This window comes from Salmonella sp. WC3 (assembly GCF_042932255.1).
Classification (GTDB): Bacteria; Pseudomonadota; Gammaproteobacteria; order Enterobacterales; family Enterobacteriaceae; genus Salmonella; species Salmonella enterica.
Genome location: NZ_CP170629.1, coordinates 209,710 through 227,354, shown reverse-complemented (window position 1 = coordinate 227,354; position 17,645 = coordinate 209,710). Strand labels below are relative to the sequence as shown.

General features: G+C 52.6%; 14 protein-coding genes, 1 tRNA gene and 2 other RNA genes. 4 read left to right on the top strand and 13 right to left on the bottom strand.

What is annotated here, in order from left to right; all coding sequences use genetic code 11:
- Window positions 1–462: 462 nt before the first annotated feature.
- Entirely contained in the window at window positions 463–1,788 is a 1,326-nt protein-coding gene (locus tag ACFK9X_RS01080) for a uracil-xanthine permease family protein (RefSeq protein WP_151115281.1), read from the bottom strand.
- A gap of 57 nt (window positions 1,789–1,845) precedes the next feature.
- Window positions 1,846–2,970 carry an aryl-sulfate sulfotransferase gene (locus ACFK9X_RS01075; protein WP_151115278.1) on the bottom strand — a complete coding sequence of 375 codons (1,125 nt, stop codon included), beginning with the start codon at window positions 2,968–2,970 and terminating at the stop codon, window positions 1,846–1,848.
- A gap of 149 nt (window positions 2,971–3,119) precedes the next feature.
- Here ACFK9X_RS01075 and ACFK9X_RS01070 point away from each other — a divergent pair, with 149 nt between their 5' ends.
- Window positions 3,120–4,127: a substrate-binding domain-containing protein gene (locus tag ACFK9X_RS01070; protein ID WP_151115276.1), complete on the top strand. Its 1,008-nt coding sequence runs from the start codon at window positions 3,120–3,122 to the stop codon at window positions 4,125–4,127.
- Here ACFK9X_RS01070 and ACFK9X_RS01065 read toward each other — a convergent pair.
- The 10 genes from ACFK9X_RS01065 to ACFK9X_RS01020 form a co-directional block, all read right to left on the bottom strand.
- Window positions 4,118–4,238: non-coding RNA, RtT sRNA (locus ACFK9X_RS01065), on the bottom strand. The genes ACFK9X_RS01070 and ACFK9X_RS01065 overlap by 10 nt on opposite strands.
- A gap of 34 nt (window positions 4,239–4,272) precedes the next feature.
- Window positions 4,273–4,406, bottom strand: a non-coding RNA gene (locus ACFK9X_RS01060) — RtT sRNA.
- 35 nt (window positions 4,407–4,441) lie between these two features.
- Window positions 4,442–4,518: transfer RNA gene (locus ACFK9X_RS01055), tRNA-Pro, on the bottom strand.
- Window positions 4,519–4,608: 90 nt separating this feature from the next.
- Window positions 4,609–6,300 carry a kdo(2)-lipid A phosphoethanolamine 7''-transferase gene (gene eptB / locus ACFK9X_RS01050; RefSeq protein WP_151115274.1) on the bottom strand — a complete coding sequence of 564 codons (1,692 nt, stop codon included), beginning with the start codon at window positions 6,298–6,300 and terminating at the stop codon, window positions 4,609–4,611.
- 217 nt (window positions 6,301–6,517) lie between these two features.
- Window positions 6,518–7,045, bottom strand: coding sequence for a long polar fimbrial protein LpfE (lpfE, locus tag ACFK9X_RS01045; RefSeq protein ID WP_000792957.1), 528 nt, complete (start codon window positions 7,043–7,045; stop codon window positions 6,518–6,520).
- A gap of 5 nt (window positions 7,046–7,050) precedes the next feature.
- Window positions 7,051–8,130, bottom strand: coding sequence for a long polar fimbrial protein LpfD (lpfD, locus tag ACFK9X_RS01040; RefSeq protein ID WP_151115272.1), 1,080 nt, complete (start codon window positions 8,128–8,130; stop codon window positions 7,051–7,053).
- 17 nt (window positions 8,131–8,147) lie between these two features.
- Window positions 8,148–10,676 (bottom strand): outer membrane usher protein LpfC, encoded by a 2,529-nt coding sequence (gene lpfC / locus ACFK9X_RS01035; RefSeq protein ID WP_000220310.1) that lies wholly within the window; start codon window positions 10,674–10,676, stop codon window positions 8,148–8,150.
- Between the two features lie 22 nt (window positions 10,677–10,698).
- The gene (gene lpfB / locus ACFK9X_RS01030; protein WP_001082123.1) at window positions 10,699–11,397 is read right to left on the bottom strand and encodes a long polar fimbrial chaperone LpfB; all 699 of its coding nucleotides are present in this window, start codon (window positions 11,395–11,397) and stop codon (window positions 10,699–10,701) included.
- An 84-nt stretch (window positions 11,398–11,481) separates the two neighbouring features.
- The gene (gene lpfA / locus ACFK9X_RS01025; RefSeq protein WP_001519917.1) at window positions 11,482–12,006 is read right to left on the bottom strand and encodes a long polar fimbria major subunit LpfA; all 525 of its coding nucleotides are present in this window, start codon (window positions 12,004–12,006) and stop codon (window positions 11,482–11,484) included.
- A gap of 508 nt (window positions 12,007–12,514) precedes the next feature.
- On the bottom strand, window positions 12,515–13,219 hold the full coding sequence (locus ACFK9X_RS01020) for an autotransporter outer membrane beta-barrel domain-containing protein (RefSeq protein WP_000637062.1): 705 nt from the start codon (window positions 13,217–13,219) through the stop codon (window positions 12,515–12,517).
- A 156-nt stretch (window positions 13,220–13,375) separates the two neighbouring features.
- Between ACFK9X_RS01020 and tag the strand changes: the two genes are divergently transcribed.
- Window positions 13,376–13,957: a DNA-3-methyladenine glycosylase I gene (gene tag / locus ACFK9X_RS01015; RefSeq protein ID WP_001188418.1), complete on the top strand. Its 582-nt coding sequence runs from the start codon at window positions 13,376–13,378 to the stop codon at window positions 13,955–13,957.
- Window positions 13,935–14,375, top strand: coding sequence for an N-acetyltransferase (locus ACFK9X_RS01010; protein WP_000619902.1), 441 nt, complete (start codon window positions 13,935–13,937; stop codon window positions 14,373–14,375). The genes tag and ACFK9X_RS01010 overlap by 23 nt, the downstream gene beginning before the upstream one ends.
- Here ACFK9X_RS01010 and ACFK9X_RS01005 read toward each other — a convergent pair.
- Window positions 14,344–16,677: a molybdopterin guanine dinucleotide-containing S/N-oxide reductase gene (locus ACFK9X_RS01005; RefSeq protein ID WP_151115270.1), complete on the bottom strand. Its 2,334-nt coding sequence runs from the start codon at window positions 16,675–16,677 to the stop codon at window positions 14,344–14,346. The genes ACFK9X_RS01010 and ACFK9X_RS01005 overlap by 32 nt on opposite strands.
- Window positions 16,678–16,829: 152 nt before the next feature.
- On the opposite strand from ACFK9X_RS01005, the gene ACFK9X_RS01000 reads away from it, so the two are divergent.
- On the top strand, window positions 16,830–17,492 hold the full coding sequence (locus tag ACFK9X_RS01000; protein WP_000747548.1) for an OmpA family lipoprotein: 663 nt from the start codon (window positions 16,830–16,832) through the stop codon (window positions 17,490–17,492).
- Window positions 17,493–17,645: the final 153 nt, after the last annotated feature.

Here is a 17,645-nt window from a genome sequence, read left to right as displayed (position 1 = left end):
TGAGAGGTGGGGATTCCGTTCGCATAATCAACTGAGTTGCAGTGCGGATTCTCCATAAAATGCCCCTCATTCCCTACAATCTGTCAATAGAATGTCAAAACGTCAATACAGGTAACCAGCTTTTACAACAACGGTGAGAATTAACAAACAAAGATTAAAAAAAGTTCAGAAGGGTATTTTCAGCAGGGAAATTTGTGCTATGGCCAGAAAGGCAGAGTTATTCACTTAATATTTTGCAACAGTTAGTGATTAACAATTAGACATTAATTGAAAAATTTCTTTCGATATGTTGATTATCTGAGCGATTAATACCACTAACGCTAAAACGCACAGGCGAAAATGCTGAGGTTATCCATAAGCCGTGTGCAAAAAAGAGTTATACGGACATTGAAAAACACCATCGAATATGTCACAAAATTGTAAATAAGTAGGCCGTCGTGCAGCCTACCGCGATCACAAAAACTAACTTTTGACCCTGGCCTGCGTGCGCTTTTCGCTCCAGTTAAACAACGAGTTCACCAGAATCGCCGTCAACGTCCCCGCTGCCATGCCGTTGCCAAAGACCATCTGTACGCCCGCCGGGAAATTCTGATACAGGCCGGGTACCAGTATAGGTAGCATTCCCATGGCCAGCCCCATCGCCAGCGCGTAGGTTTTACCCGGCGTATGCAGTGGCTCACGCGCAATCATATCAATACCGATAACCCCGATAATGCTGAAGACAATCACCGCCGTACCGCACACCACCGAACCTGGCAGACAGGTCGCCAGACGTACCAGCGGCGCGAATATGGCAATCAGGATTAACAATCCTCCGGCAGCCGCAGTCACGAAACGCGATTTCACATTAGTGGTGCGTACCACCCCAATATTTTCGCCGGAGGTGATAATTAAGGAGGTGCCAAAAATCCCCCCCAGCAGCGACATTACCGCATCACCACGAATGGTGCGTGGAATCGCCTGCTGCACATTTTGCGTGGAATTGACTATTTCCGCGGTCGCAATCGTTTGCCCGGTTGCTTCAGCCATAGAGATGACCGCGTAAATCAGTAACGGCAGCGAGGCGGAGAGATCAAAAATCGGCCAGCCGAACGGCAAAAGCTGTGGGAAACTAAACAGCGGCCCGTGACTCACACCGCTAAAATCGGTGCTGCCCAGCGCCATTCCCAGCAACTCTCCCGCTAAAAGGCCGAACATCACCGCCAGCTGGCGCAAAATACCGCTAAACGCCAGCGCGAAAATCAGCGTTATCAGGATAGTCCCCAGCGATAAAATGATACTGGTTGGATGAGCGAAGTCGGCGCTCCCTGGCTGGCCAATGATCAATCCGCCGTACAGGCGAATAAGGTTAATCGACACCATTAGCAGCATGATGCCAATGATAAAAGGGGGAAAATGGTGCAGGCAGCGGCGGAAAATCGGCAACGCGATAAAGTAGAACAGCGAGGTCAGAATTACGGCGCCAATCGCGGTCTGGATATTGGTCTGTAAAGCGATCGCAACGAAAATCGCAATCGGCGCGCCCCCCGGTACCATAATAAACGGCAAACGCGCGCCCACCCCTTTCACACCCAGGCTTTGCAAAATAGCGCCCAGACCGCACATCAGAAAGGTCGCGCTAAGTACCGAGGCGGTCACCGTATCGGTAAAGTGGAGCGCTTTGGCGATCAGAAAGACGGAGGTAATGGGGGTGGCGGCAACGACCAGCACATGCTGAAGCGCCAAAAGTAAGGTGGTTTGCCAGGGTAATGCATCGTTATCCGGCGTAGTAAGGCCAGGTTGCGGCATGATTAACTCCCATAAAACATCAAAAAAATAACCGCCAGCGCGGGCTGGCGGTCTGTATTATTTCAACCAACTAATGGCATCAGCGGCATAGCGATGCGCACGGAAGGCGCTGTTCTGTTTTCCAGGAATAATGCCTTTACTGAGGTGCTCCGGATATTCATTAAAGAACGGAATGATATATTCCCATACCGTTTCGCCTTCCGGGGTGACTTCAAACAGGCGGCCAAACGCCGATTCACAGATAAAGGTGTTGCCGTTCGCTAGCCGCTGCGCGCTCCCCATATACGGCGAGAAAAACGCCGGCGGGAAGATATCGCGATACTGCCAGGTAATCGCTTTGGTCTGCGGATCGAACTCCAGCACCGTGGAATGCGGCGAGGTGACGCCGGGACGCAGGTTGCCGTTATCGAAAACCAGAATCGACCCGCTCTCCATCTCAACCGGCGTGTGCTGCTGCGCTACCACTTCCGGCCCTGCATGCCAGATAACCTTCCCGCTCTCTTTATCCACGGCAATGACGCCGGAAGTGGTACGCAGGCTCATCAGTACCAGGCCATCACGGGTGACGGACAGGCCGTTAATCATCGGCCAGTGGCGGCGGTCGAAAATATCATGAATCGGGAAATCTTCCGGATTCAAATGCTCCCAGGCACGCCATTCCCAGACCACTTCACCGTCGCGATTGACCTCTTTGACGACGTCACTCTGAATCACGCCGTCCGGCGCATCGCGGCGCGGGTCGCCGCCGGTAACACGGGCGGCGATATCGGCAGGTAACGGCGACGCGGCGGTATACAGCAGATTACCGTTCGCCAACCATTGCGCATCATGGTGATGGAAGATGTCTTCATAGTGCCAGACGATTTCGTTATCCGGCGTCACTTCGTAGAAGTCGCCGCCGTGCCAGAGATCCCACGCCGGATAGAGGTTCGCTGAAGTGCGGTGGCTGCCGTTATAACCCAGATTACCATTCGGCAGCAGCACTGCATCACGCCCGGCGCGAACCGGAAGCTGCCACTGATGCGCGACTTCGCCCTGCTCGTCCACCAGGTAAACCCGCCCTTCGGCGGTTTGCGGCGCAAAAAGCGTATAGCCGCCAAAGCTCTTCGCCTTATCAGCGTAGATAAGGCCCGCCAGACGGCGTCCAAGGGTGAAAGTCGAGTCCTGAGTTAAGTGTGCCACATCGCCTCCTGAGGAATAAATTTGCGCCAAAATACCCCATTAAAACGTTTTAATGAAGAGTTTTTTACGATCCTCACTGAAAAAAAGCAAACGTTACCGTCTGGTAAATATGCTACCCTGTGCGCAAATTTTCGCAGGTCAGGAAGCAGATGGCTGTTCAAAATAAAAAACGCGCAAAGTTGATTGATGTTGCCCGCCATGCAGGCGTGTCGCCAGGAACGGTATCCAATGCCTTGCACAACACCCGCTTTGTCGAGCCGCAGACGCGACGGCGTATTGAAGAGGCCATTGTTGCGCTCAACTACACGCCGAATATTCGCGCTCGCCAGTTACGAACCGGCAAAACCAATACCATTGCTTTGCTCTCTTCGGTGCCGCTGGCGATTGCCTCCGGCGCATCACGACTGGGATTTATGATGGAGGTGGCGTTAACGTCCGCGATGATGGCGCTGGAAAAGCAGCATGCGCTGATTCTGGTGCCGCCGGGGGCAAATCCACTGGATGCCGTCAGCTTTGACGCGGCGATCCTGATTGAACCGGCGGAGAACGACCCGCAGCTCCAGACGCTGGCGCAAGCGGGCATTCCCTGCGTCACCATTGGCCGCACGCCGGGGACCGACACGCCTGTGCCGTGGGTTGAGCTGCACTCGGCGGCAACAGCACAGCTTCTGTTAACGCATCTGGAGGCCTCCGGTGCCAGCAAATGTGCGTTATTTGTCGGTAACACACGGCGAACATCAGTTCTGGAGAGCGAAGCGGCTTACCAGCGCTGGTGCGCGGGGCGCCAGGACCCCGTCGTCTACTCTCTCAATGAAAGCGAGGGTGAAAATGCCGGCTACCAGGCCGCGCAGCAGCTATTACAGGCGCATCCCGACGTTGACGGCGTGCTGGTGCTGATAGATACCTTTGCCAGCGGCGCGGTACGGGCTTTCCAGGAACAAGACATCGCCATACCTGAACAAATACGGGTGGTTACTCGCTATGACGGTATCCGCGCGCGCGAATCGCTGCCGCCGCTGACGGCAGTGAATATGCATCTTGATGAGGTGGCGCGACAGGCAATCACACTATTATTTGATTTGCTGGCGGGCAAGAAGGTCAGTCACAGCGACGGGATCATGCCTGAACTGGTGGTGCGAGCGTCAACCTGCCGGTGATAGAGGGTGGCTCGCCCTGCGGGCCGTTGCTGGCGCAACGTTTTCTCTCGCTTCGCTCGGGTCGAACCTCTTGCCCCCGGAGGTTCTCATCCTCGTCAGGTTTCAGATACAAAAAACCCTGCTCGTTGAGCAGGGTTTCTGAATTTGGTCGGTGATAGAGGATGACTCGCCACTGCGTGGCTCGCCCTGCGGGCCGTTGCTGACGCAACGTTCTCTCGCTTCGCTCGGGTCGAACCTCTTGCCCCCGGAGGTTCTCATCCTCGTCAGACTTCAGATACAAAAAAACCCTGCTCATTGAGCAGGGTTTCTGAATTTGGTCGGTGATAGAGGATTCGAACCTCCGACCCCTTCGTCCCGAACGAAGTGCGCTACCAGGCTGCGCCAATCACCGAATGCGGGCGCATCTTACTGCTCAGGCGCACGCCCGTCAATCCCTTAGTCGCAAAATACAATTCAATCGGCGAGAAAGTCGGCAGACAACCTACTTCGCGGCGACTTTCTGCGCATCGGGAATATGGCACCAGTTGTTGTTCTGGTTAATGCCGCCATCCGGCGATGTATACCCCAGGCAGCCCATTATCGTATCGTACAGCTCCACATGACGACGCGGCACTTTGATCTCCACCTGTTGTTTCAGGTGAGCGAACATCTGCGCATGTTGCGGACTGGCAAGATATTTATCCGACATCCATACCAGCATCGGAACACGGAATTGCTCCGGCGGCGCCATATTGCGCGGCGTACCGTGCAAATGTTCGCGTTCGTTAATCGACTCGCCGTGGTCAGCGGCGTAGAACACAATCGCTTTTTTATCACGTAGCTGATCGAACACACTGGTAATAAAGTGATCAACATAGGTCACGGAGTTATCGTAAGAGTTGATCATCTGCGCTTTCGTGCAGCCGCTATCGACCCCAATACATTCGGGCTTCCACTGAGCGTAGCTGCGCGGATAACGTTGCGTATAGTTAAAATGCGATCCCTTAGTATGCAGGATAATCAGATGTTTACCCTCCGGGTTCTGGGCAAGCGAGTTCTGCATCTCATCAATCAACAGCATGTCATCAACCGTTTTACCACGGTTACGCGGCTCGGCGCCAATCTGCTCGCGGTAGGAGATATTATCCGCCATGGTATTGCTATAAAACCACATCTCGCTCTGCATGGCGTACAGATCGGAACTGAATCCGAGCTGTTTGAGTACGGCAAAAACATTCTGCTCTTTTAACGTACGCTGCGGGTTATTATCCGCCCCACCTTCCCGTACAAACATACAGCGTAAAGAAAGCTTCGTCGCGGTATCGCAGGAATAGCCGCGGAATGCCGCCAGATTTTTTTCCTGCGCCAGCTTCGGCGTGGTATTACGCTCGTAGCCGAAAATCCCCATGTGATCCCAACGGGTCGTCTCACCGATAATGAAAACGACGTAGGTGTCATCCCCATCCTTCGGCGCAACATAGGTAAATTTCCTGGCCGGGTTTATTAACGAATTATTGTCTGACGACTCATCTACCTGCGCCCAGGCATACAGCCCTAACGCAGATAACCAGTTTGAGGGCAGGTAGGAGTTCGCCACCACGCCGCCATAGCTGGGTAAGTCGATGCCTGTCGCCCGTTCAACCTTTTTTTGCTGTATATCCAGCAGGCGGATAGGCGCCCACACCATTACGCCTGCGAGTACCACTACAGCGGCGCTGCGAAAACGCTGCCCCGGCGTACGTAGCTGGCGCAACAACGTGTAGCGACAGTGGTTACTCCAGATAAAGATGAGCGGAAGCACGCTCACGGCAATCAGCCACAATACAAAGTGCAGCCCCACCACCTCTTTCGAGAGATCGATATCGGTGGTCATAACAGACGCAATAATGCCGTAGCCAATCACCACGTTCAGGAAGGTCATGTAATAACTGGCGCCAGCGGAAAACAGCACCACCAGCGTGGCCAGCACACGCCAGACGCGTCGGCCAAACAGTGAAAGAAGACGAAGTAAGAAGAAAGTGACCAGCACCGTGGCGCCCAGTTCGACAACTGCGGAGAGGCCTTTCCAAATGGTAAATTCTTGTGCATAACTGCCGAAACGGCGGTAAAACACGGCGCAATTCATAAACAGACCGATATAGAGCGCAAGCAAGAAACTAAGTTTCTGTTGCGTCATCGATTTAATGTATCTCATGCAAACAAACCCTGGGAATCGGGATAAAAACGACCTGTACAACGATTCTGTAATCAAACAGGTAAATATGCGGCTAACGCAGATGTAAGAAAGTCTACAAGCACGGTTAAGTAGACCACAAGCAGAGGGGAAAGTGGCAACGGAGAGTGTGATCGGAGAAGATTTTTACAAAAAATCACTAAAAATGGAAAAGGGCCAGCGAACTGGCCCTCAGTGATTATTCGTATGTGACGCTAAAATTCACCGTCGCATTCGCTGTGCCAACGGTGGCATCCGGCTTAACAGGCACATAGCTGGCGATATAGTTCAGCTTGTTCGTACCATCAAACCAGACAGTGTGTTCGACAGGCGTAGAGTCGGTACTGGAGGGGTATTGTTGCTCCCCACCAGATGTTTTAATTTTTAACGCCACGCCCGTCGCGCCGCCGCTATCCAGGGCAAAAAGCGAGGGGTCAGTCGGGTCCGGAGAACCGTCCATCGTAACGCTGGCCTTTGTGGCATACGCGCAATCTTTTAAGCCGATGCTAAAGTTTTTCTGGTTCAGCTCTTTACCCACTTTTACCGGGCGCTGAAGCACCACGGTCTCCATATTGACGTCGATACTGTCGTTTTCCAGTTCACAGGTAGCCGCCTTAATAGTAATGGTAAAGTGGATATCACCAGCAGAACCGATATTAGACGGTGCCGCCATCGCGGAAGCGGTAAGCAGTAAACACGCTGGCATCAAAGCATGAAGGTTTTTCATCCTGCTTACTTCACATCAATACGCATGGTGGCAATTCCCTCGAAATCCCCGGCGGCCGGCAATTTGCCGGTGGTACTGATGGGGTAAGCCGAAATGGTCGTTGAGGCGGTACGGTGCGTGTCGTCAACAAGACCCGATACGCTCAGCTCCTGATTAACACTGGCGTCATTTGGCACCAAAATTTTACCGTTAGCGCCCTCAATGACGGCACCGATATCCGGGTTGCCCATGTCGATGGCATTCGAATCATTAGCGTTTGGCATTCCCTCAATACGCAGGAAGATCTTTATGCCATCCGAGATATTGGTGCATTTAAACTGCAGCTCTTTGGTGAATTTCGTGGCGTTCTTTGCAACTTGTCCTTTGCGATCTTTAAAATCAGTGGCCTTAAATTCCCCAAACGGAATTTCCAGCGTGCTGCCGCTGGAGAGTTCACAGCCCTGAGGTACCGTAATTGAACCACTGATATATACAGACGACGCAGGTATACTGCCATATACACTGGGTTTCTTTGTCACAAAAAGGTCCATTATTTTGGTGCTAGGTATAATACTTTCACCCACAAACGGATGGAGAATATAGAGCGATAAGTGACCTTTGCCACCGGATGTCCATATTGCATCTTTACTACTTGCATTTTGCGAACACTGAGAGCGGTTGTTTGTCAGGTTACCTACATTCTCAAACGGTGTGTTAACGTATTCTCCTCGTCCCCCCGAAATCAGTACATCGCTCGCAATGGCAATATTATTATTGATCTGGTAATAGGAGCGACTCTCTATATTCGTAACAAAGGCCAGAGGAACCACAGCCTTAAATAAGGTGTCATTTATAAGAGAGGTATCATCAGGGCATTCACAGGACATCGCATAGGTTCCACCTAAATTCCAGCTATCGAAATCTACGAAGGTCGCACCCGTTGTGTTCTTTGACGTATCTGAAACTGTTTTATTTATGGTGGCACTGAAGATATGTGTTCCACCTTCAGGAGTACATGGTCCAAAATCTGCCGCTGCCAGCGCCTGCCCCGAAAACAGCACCGACCCGCCCAACAGGCCCGTAAACATTATCAACTTTTTCAACATAATCGTTTCCTTCCCTGTTACCGGCAGACGGCATTCGCCATCACCACGCCGGTATTATCCTGTTGCTCCGGCAGCGTAAACGCCACGCGGCATTGCTGTGCCTGGTCTTTACCCCAGTTCACCTGAAGGGCACCTTTCTCCGGCATCCCGCTGATATAAAGCTGACCGTCTTCACCCACAATGCTGCTGGACTCTTTTGTGGTATCCAGCAGCGTGGCGGTAGCACCAAACGGCACCGCTTTGCCATTGGCCTGCGTCAGATTCATCAGCACGCGATAGCCCACTCGGGTATCGAAGCGGGCACGAACAATCGCGCCGCGTGTCGGCACTACGTTGACGGAGGCGGTATCCAGGTCAACCTGGTTGTTCAGACTGTCGCTTCGCAGTGAGACTTCCGTTTCACGGTACGGAGTAAGGTAAGGCACGACCGCATTACCCATCCAGTCCACTTCCACACCACCGTTGTTGATCACGTGCGCGCCGCGCGCGCCCGGCGCGGAGATAATGGCCATGGATTCACCCAGCGGTTGAGAAAGAGTGATACCTTCGCTATGGGCTATCACACCGCCGCGCAAACCGTAGTTCACCTGCTGGCCGTCACGGTTGTAGTTGTAACCCAGGCTGGCGCTACCCACGCCGCCCTGGTAATCCAGGTTCACGCTGCCGCTGTTACCCACGCCGTTGCTGCCGTAGCCTTCCTGCACACTATAGTTCAGGTTGTGGTCTTCCAGCGCGGTGCCGCTCACCCCTAACTGCTGGTTGGTTCGGCCATGCTGATCGGTCGTGAGGTGGTAGTTACTCCACACGCGTCCCAGTGGAATCGACATGGAGAATGACAGTAAACGATCGCTCTCATCCCACTCCGGGCTTTTCGTCCAGGTGTAAGCAACGCTGTAGTTCACGCGGCCAATACGGCCGTTATAACCGGCATTCAGCGAACGCTGTTTACCTTCATCGTTCCAGTAGTCCTGCTGCGTGACGTTAAAATAGACCGAGCCCCAGGCGCCCAGTTGCTGCGTCACGTTGCCCTGAATCTGACTACGTTTGTGGTACTGGCTATAAGAGCTGTCCGCATCGCTGCGCACATCCGTCGCTTCCTGGAAGGTGTAATAGCCGCTGGTCGAATACTTGTAACCCAGCAGACGGAAATCTGTACCGCTGTTAAAGCTCTTGGAGTAGAGGAAACGATAAGACTGACCTTCCGAATTATCCTCATTTGCCAGCTTGCTTTTTGCCTGGGTTACATCGATGGAGATCGCGCCGATATAGCCGAAGTTTTTACCTAATCCTCCCGCCAGCGAGTAATAGTCGTCAGAGAAGATCGCACCACCGTAAACGGTAAAGCCATATGGCAGGCCGTACATGGCATCAAGCTGCCCGAATTTCGGCTCGGCGCTGTTATAGTTCCCGGCACGGTATTCCCCGGCGGAAAGGCTGTACTTGAGATGGCCTTCACGCTGGAGGAGCGCCACCGAGGAGAACGGCTGAACGAACTTCTGCTCACTGCCGTCCGATTCTTTAATGGTGACCGTCAGGTCGCCGCTGTTTGAGGTTGGATACAGGTCGTTAATTTCAAACGCACCCGGCTGAACAAACGTACGGTAAATAACGTAGTTGTTCTGCTCAACGGTAACTTCGGCGTTACTTTTGGCAATACCCCGGATGACGGGCGCAAACCCGCGCTGGCTGTCAGGCAGCATCTCTTCGTCGGAAGTTAACTGCACACCGCGCATCTGAACGCTGTCAAAAATATCACCGGCAGTGGAGGTATCCCCCAACGTCAGCTGTGATTTCAACGGTACAATGGCACGGCTTAAGGATGTGCCAATGTTATCCCATGTGTTGTTACCGTCGTTTCGCGTCCAGGTGCTATAGTTACGTAACCGCCATGCCCCCAGGTTCATACCGCTGCGCAGATTCAGATAGTAGCTGTCGCTGTTGTAGCTGGTTTCACTGTCGTGTGCGTCATAGCTGGCGTTGCTGCCGGAAAAGTTATAATCCACCAGCAGGGCATTCACCCCTTCGTCCCACTGCGATTCTGGCACCGTACCGCGCGCTGTCTGCTTCATCGCAGCCTGCGGGAAGCTCATGATCAGGGTCTGGTCTGCAAAGTCGAAATGGCTGGCGGCCTGGGGAATAATGTCGTCAAAAGCAACACAGGCTTCAGGCGGGGCCATTTTCAGCGCCGGGAAGCTATCAATACGCACGCCCATATCTTCAAGCTGCACGCGGCTTAAGCACGGCACCAGGGATTCACCCATTTTTGCGCGCTGCGCCTCTGTCGCTGCCTTAAACTCCAGGGTGCGAGACTCCATTTTTTTTTCGTTGACCACCACCGAGACGCGGTATTTACCTGGCAGGTGTTCAGCTTTATTGGATTCATACATTGAAAGGTCAACGTGCTGATCAATACCCGGCACATCCTCCAGAAAGCGCGGGTTAAATGTTCCCGCATACGCGGGGAGCGTACCCGCTATCATCAGCGCAAGCGCAGACTGCGTGAAACGCGAGGTCTTATTGCCCAGAGGAAGATGCGTCCATGTCATAGTAATAATCCTTTAAAACGTGTTAGTTAACGCGCTGTGTCAACATGTCGCCAGCCGTGCCAAAGTCATTAATAATGTTGTATTTAACTTCGCTTACCTTGCCGGTGCCGGCTGGCAGTTCAATATTCAATGAGCCTTTTGCCGGAACCATTCCCGTTTTTTCAATATCACGGCCGTTGGCATAAAATTTATTAAACGTCAGGTTAAAGGCAGATGGGTTTTCCACTTTGATCTGGTTAGCCCCTGCGCTGGTGAACTGCAGTTTGTTCCAGCCGTCCATGCTATTGCCTTTCAGGCCCGCCGGGCGATAGAACAGTTTTAAGCGGGTACGTACGGCGATCTGCAGTACGTTTTTAGCTTCCGCGTCTTCACTTTTGGCAGGAATAGCTTTTACGTTAATCCAATAAACGGACTCGCGATCCTGCGGTAACGTGTTCGTCGTATTAACAATACGTAAAACGTTATTTTTAGTCGGGCTTAATTTAAATAACGGTGGAGTGATGATAAAGGGCGTCTTTTTATTACCGTTAGCATCATCAATCCATGACTGAATGAGAAATTCATCCGTGGTGCTTTTATTATTTACCGTAAGAGAAGCTTCCTTTCTACTACCGTCATAAATAACACGTGTGCTGCTTAATGCCACGCCTCCGGCAAAACTGTTTTGAGCAATCAACGCCAGCACCAGTGCTGTGCAAGATATCAAACGTGAGCGGTTCATGATTCTCTTCCTGAGCCTCCGCTGGAAAAAATGGCAACGGGATTTCCGTTGCCATTATGATTGTCTGTATTAACGAAAATTCGATTATTCGTAGGACAGGTTGAAGTCCACTTCTGCGTTACCGTAACCAGTGGTTACAGTATCTTTTGTTGCAACGTAGTTAGCGGTGTAGTACAGCACGGTCTGACCAGCAGCCAACGTAGTGGTGGATTTACCGGTGTTCATTTCAACAAGCTTGTTAGCGTTGTCGTAGATACCGATGCCCACGCCAGTTGCCGCACCTGCTTCAGTGTTAACAGAAACCAGTGTCGCATCGTCTGTATCACCAACGCCATTGAAGCTTACGTTAACTTTGGTATTAGAGGTGATGTCACAGTCTTCCAGTTTGATCTGGAAAGGCTTAGAAGAAGACTTGTCGCCAATGGCTTTGAAGATATTTTTCTTAACCTGACCCAGCACAACTTCCTGGTTCTGGGAGTCAGTAGAAACGACGCATGGCGCGTCAACGATTTCACCAGTGAATTTAATGGTGCCGTCACCAGATTCAGCAGCGAAAGCAGAAGTGGAAACTACAGCGAGAGCAGACAGAGCAAAAACAACCTTTTTCATTAAAAACTCCATTTATGACGGTAGATAACAGAACGCATCCTTAGGATTATCTGCATTCTGTGAGGAAATGGAGTGTATAGAGGTGGGTATTGGATACTATAATTAGTATATATAAAAATAATTGTTAGTTAATCTTAAAAAGAATAGAAATCAATATGTTACAAATGCAACGTACATAAATGTAATTTTTTATTAAGAATAAATTAATATATTATTTCTTCCTATTCATAAATAAGTTAAATGTCTTCCTTATTTATTAGACGTTTTTTTAACTACAATTGATTAGGTATTTGTGCTAAATAAAAAAAAGGGCACCAAATGGGTGCGCTGTACGCCTGGTGTTGCATGTGTTACGCAGACGCTTCGCTAACCCCCTCCCGCTGCGGCTGGCGAATAGTGGTGGAAAGTGCCAGCGAGATGATTAACAGCGCAAAGATAACGCAGAAGGTTAGCACCCTACTTCCGCCACAAGAGCTGTTATCACTGCGTTTCGATTATAATTTTTAAGTTAAAACCTGGCGCTCACCCCCAGGGTATACAAATAATCGCTATCCGTAGCGCTATTTTCCGCCTGGGAAAACGCCGCATACGCCGCCAGGTGCGGGTTAAGTAACACGTCCGCGCCTACGGTGACATCCAGCCAGTTTCCCGCCTGATTTCCTGCGGTCATACGACTCAACCCGGACTGCGCTTTCCAGATATTTTCCCCAAACTGTTGGTTATAGCTGATTTGCGCCCAGGGACGGACATCGCCGAACTGCGAGTTTACCCGCCAGCCTAACGTACTGACGCTGGCGTGCCATAACGGATCGGTAAGCGCTAATGTCGTCGCGCTATCGCCATATTCGTTATACATTGATGACGTCGAACCGTCGTAATGCAGCGCCGCGACCGGCCCAGTGGTTACGCGTCGGGAAAGCGGAAAATTCCAGCCCATACTGATACCGCTGGTCGCATCAAGCGGGGTTTCATCCGCCAGGCTAAGCACCGGACCCACCGTATTTTGCGTAGACTGAATACGTTCGGCCAGTATGTCGTTGTAATTCGGTTGGTGATCGCTGTCCCAGGTATAGCGTTCCGTCGTATGCCCCGGAGCCGCTTCAGCGATATATTCTTGTTGCCAGGCATACGTGGTATTGATAAAAAACGAGCAGGCCATAAGGCCCGCCAGACAACACAACGTCCGGCGACCACGGCGTTTTCTTACAATCATCAACGCGACTCCAGAGTAGAGCCGAATTCGGCGATATTATTGTCATTGAATGAAGGATGTCGGGCATCAGCCCTGTATTAACTATTGTCCTTTTAGCGGGCCCGTCAAGGCGGGTTGAAGGAAATTTTCGCGGTAACCACAATAACGAGGAAGTCTATGCAGCGTTGCGACTGGGTCAGCCAGGACCCCCTTTATATTGCCTATCATGATAACGAGTGGGGCGTACCGGAAACTGACAGCAGAAAGCTGTTTGAAATGATCTGTCTTGAAGGTCAACAGGCCGGTTTATCCTGGATCACCGTGCTTAAAAAGAGAGAGAACTATCGCGCCTGTTTTCATCAGTTTGACCCGGTACGCATCGCAGCTATGCAGGAGGAGGATGTTGAACGCCTGCTGCAGAACACGGGCATCATACGACATCGCGGTAAAATTCAGGCCATTATCAGTAACGCCCGCGCCTGGCTTGCGATGGAGCAAAACGGCGAGTCTTTCGCCGATTTTGTCTGGTCATTCGTTGATGGCCAGCCGCAGATCACCCAGGCGGCCAGCCTGGATAAGATCCCCACCTCAACACCTGCGTCCGATGCGCTTGCTAAGGCATTGAAAAAACGCGGTTTCAAGTTTGTCGGTACGACTATCTGTTACTCCTTTATGCAGGCGTGCGGACTGGTCAACGACCATATTACCGGCTGTTTTTGCCATCCGGGAGAAAAACATGATTCGCAAATCCCAGAGTGAAGACATGGCGTCTATTCTGGCGCTGTGGATGAAAAGTACCATTTATGCCCATCCCTTTATCGAAGAACGTTACTGGCACGAGAGCGAAGCAATTGTACGCGACGTCTATTTACCCGCCGCACAAACCTGGGTATGGGAGGAAAATGGACAACTGAAAGGCTTCGTCAGCGTACTGGAAGCCCGTTTTGTCGGGGCGCTGTTTGTCGCCCCCGACGCGTTAAGACACGGCATTGGCAAAGCGCTTCTGGAATATGTCCAGCAACGTTTTCCTCTGCTGAGCCTTGAGGTTTACCAGAAAAATCAATCCGCCGTAAACTTCTACCATGCGCTTGGTTTTCGTATTGAAGATAGCGCCTGGCAGGAGGATACCGCCCACCCCACCTGGATTATGAGTTGGCAGGCGGATCAAACGCCGTAAGCGGTAGCGCCGGGCCGGTATATTTCTCAAACCAGACCAGCGCGGTGTTGCCCGCACAACCGTTCCCCAGCCGGGAACTGGGAAGATCTTTTGTCAGGACGTTTACCGCGCCGTTTTTGCATATGCCGCCTGCGGTAGGTTCAGGGTCCGGCCATGCGCCTTCGTGAATACAGATAACGCCAGGCCGAATTCCATCGGTAACGACCGCGCCCGCCAGAACCTGCCCGCGATGATTCCAGACGCGTACCGTATCGCCATCGACGATTCCGCGCGTTGTCGCATCCTGCGGATGAATCGTCACCGGTTCGCGTCCGGCTACCGCATACCGCTCCCGTAACGAACTGTAGTTAAGCTGGCTATGTAGACGGTGCGCCGGATGTGCGGAAAGTAGCTGAACCTGCCCCGCATCGGCGTTCCCGTGCCACTCATCCGGCACCAGCCACATCGGATGACCGGGACAATCCGCGTAACCATAGCTGGCAATGCGCGCAGAATAGATTTCGATTTTGCCGCTGGCCGTTTTTAGCGGATGGTTATCAGGATCGCGGCGAAAATCCGCGAAGCGCACAAACTGAGCGTTGTCGGGATCTTCCGGCATCTCCAGTAAACGGTTAGCCTGCCAGAATGCGGCAAACGGCGGCAGCGTCACCCCCTGGCTGGCGCCACGCTGGGCGGCAATATTGTAGAAAGTCTCCAGCCACGCCAGCTCACTTTTTCCTTCGGTGAACCGAGCGTAACCGCCGACTTCCCACCGTTCGCTCAGTTCAGCAAAAACGTCAAAATCATTCCGCGCCTCCCACCGGGGCGACACGACCTGCTTCATCGGCGCCAAATGCTGATTGCTATAGTCGCCGGTCATGGTTAAATCGTTGCGCTCATAGCTGGTGGTCGCAGGTAGAACAATATCCGCGTGTTTCGCGGCGGCCGTCCAGAAACATTCCGAGATAACGACCAGTTCCGGTTTTTGCCACGCGCGAATCAGACGGTTGGTATCCTGATGATGGGTAAAGTTCGCGCCGCCCGCCCACCAGATAAAACGAATATCCGGGAAGCGGCGATCCATCCCATTGTGTTGGTAAAACCCACCGGGGTTTTCCAGCGCCTCGACAATACGCGCCACCGGTATTTTATCTACCGCATCGACCCCGCCAGGGATGCTTCCCTGCATCGAGGCTAACACGGCGGCGCGGCGCGTCGGGTTTCCGCCGTTAGCAAAATGATAAGAAAAACCAAACCCGCCGCCAGGCGTACCAATTTGCCCCAGCATTGCGGCCAGCGTAACGATCATCCAGTGCTTTTGCTCGCCGAACTGCTGACGCTGCATTCCCCAACCGGCCATCAACATGGTGGTGTTATGATGAAATATTTCCGCCAGTTCGCGGATTTTCACCGCAGAAACGCCGCAAATTTCCGCCGCCCATTCCGCTGTTTTGGCCGTACCGTCGGTCGTGCCCAAAAGATAGTCGGCGAAGCGGTCATAACCCGTCGTGCAGCGGGCAAGGAACGTTTCATCCTGCCAACCGTTTTCCACCAGCGTATGGGCGATCCCCAGCATTAACGCTACATCGGTGCCCATATGTGGGGCGATCCACTCCATCTTATCGCCAAAAAAGTCGACGCTTTCCGATCGCATCGGATCGATGCAGATCAGGCGCTTGCCGCTTTGTCGCAACGCCGCAAAATAGTCGAGCCCCTGTTCATCCGAGGCATTCCAGGCAATTTTCAGAGTATTCAGCGGGTTCGCGCTCCAGAGCACCACCACCTCGCTGTGTTCCAGCACCACCGGCCAGCTAGTCTGCTGCTGGTAAACCTCGTTGCCACCCACCACATAAGGCATGATAGCCTGCGCCGCGCCGGTGGAATAATCGCCAAGATGGCCGGTATACCCTCCCGCCAGCGCCATGTAACGCTGCAATAGCGTAGCCGCTTTATGCAATACGCCGTTCGAACGCCAACCGTAGGAGCCAGCGAAGATGGACGATGGTCCATAACTTTCGCGAATACGTTTGTGCTGAGCGTGGATCAGATCCAGCGCATCATCCCAACTTACGCGAACAAACTCATCCTGCCCGCGTATGCCTTGCGGCTTATCGGGAGAAGCCAGGAACCCTTTACGCACCATCGGGAAGCGAACCCGCGTTTTACTGTGTACCTGGTCATGCACAACGGTTTGCAGGGAATTTTGGTGTGCCGTCGGGAGTTCGCCATACGAGGCAAAAATGCGTTCTCCGTCGGTTTCAACGCGGACTGGCCCCCAGTGTGCGGCGGTCAATACCGAATGACGCGATGGTGCGTGGGTCAAGGTTCGCTCCTGAATTATTGGGATTATTTATTTTGCCGATCAATGTTACTTACAAATTTCAGAGTTTTCCCTGGAATTTTCTTCATGTGCAGACGTCATAATCAACCGCCACGGTCGCTGTGGTAAAAATAAAAAAGTGATAAGGATTTAAGATGAAAAAACGTGTATTTGTGATTGCTGCCATCGTGAGCGGCGCCCTGGCAGTATCTGGCTGCACAACAAACCCTTACACCGGCGAACGCGAAGCAGGTAAATCCGGCATTGGCGCGGGTATTGGATCGCTGGTCGGCGCAGGCATCGGCGCGCTCTCCTCCTCCAAAAAAGATCGCGGTAAAGGCGCGCTGATTGGCGCGGCGGCTGGCGCGGCGCTGGGCGGCGGCGTGGGTTACTACATGGACGTACAGGAAGCGAAACTGCGTGACAAAATGCGGGGCACAGGCGTTAGCGTGACGCGAAGCGGCGATAATATCATTCTGAATATGCCGAATAATGTCACCTTCGACAGCAGCAGCGCGACGCTGAAACCGGCAGGCGCTAACACGCTGACCGGCGTGGCGATGGTGCTGAAAGAGTATCCCAAGACCGCCGTCAATGTGGTGGGCTACACCGACAGTACCGGTAGCCACGATCTGAATATGCGTCTGTCGCAGCAGCGTGCTGACTCCGTCGCCAGTTCGCTGATCACCCAGGGCGTCGACGCCAGCCGTATCCGTACCAGCGGAATGGGTCCGGCGAACCCGATCGCCAGCAACAGTACGGCAGAAGGTAAGGCGCAAAACCGCCGCGTCGAAATTACCTTGAGTCCATTGCAGTAAACTACCGTACCGGGTAAGGCGGCATGCTTTACCCGGCCTGCATTATTCCCTCGCCAGACCGGATACACCTCGCATTATTCGGTATTCATTCACTATTTACCACGACACGGCTGCCGACAGCGGGGAAATCGGCTGGTCGATGATGGCTAAACG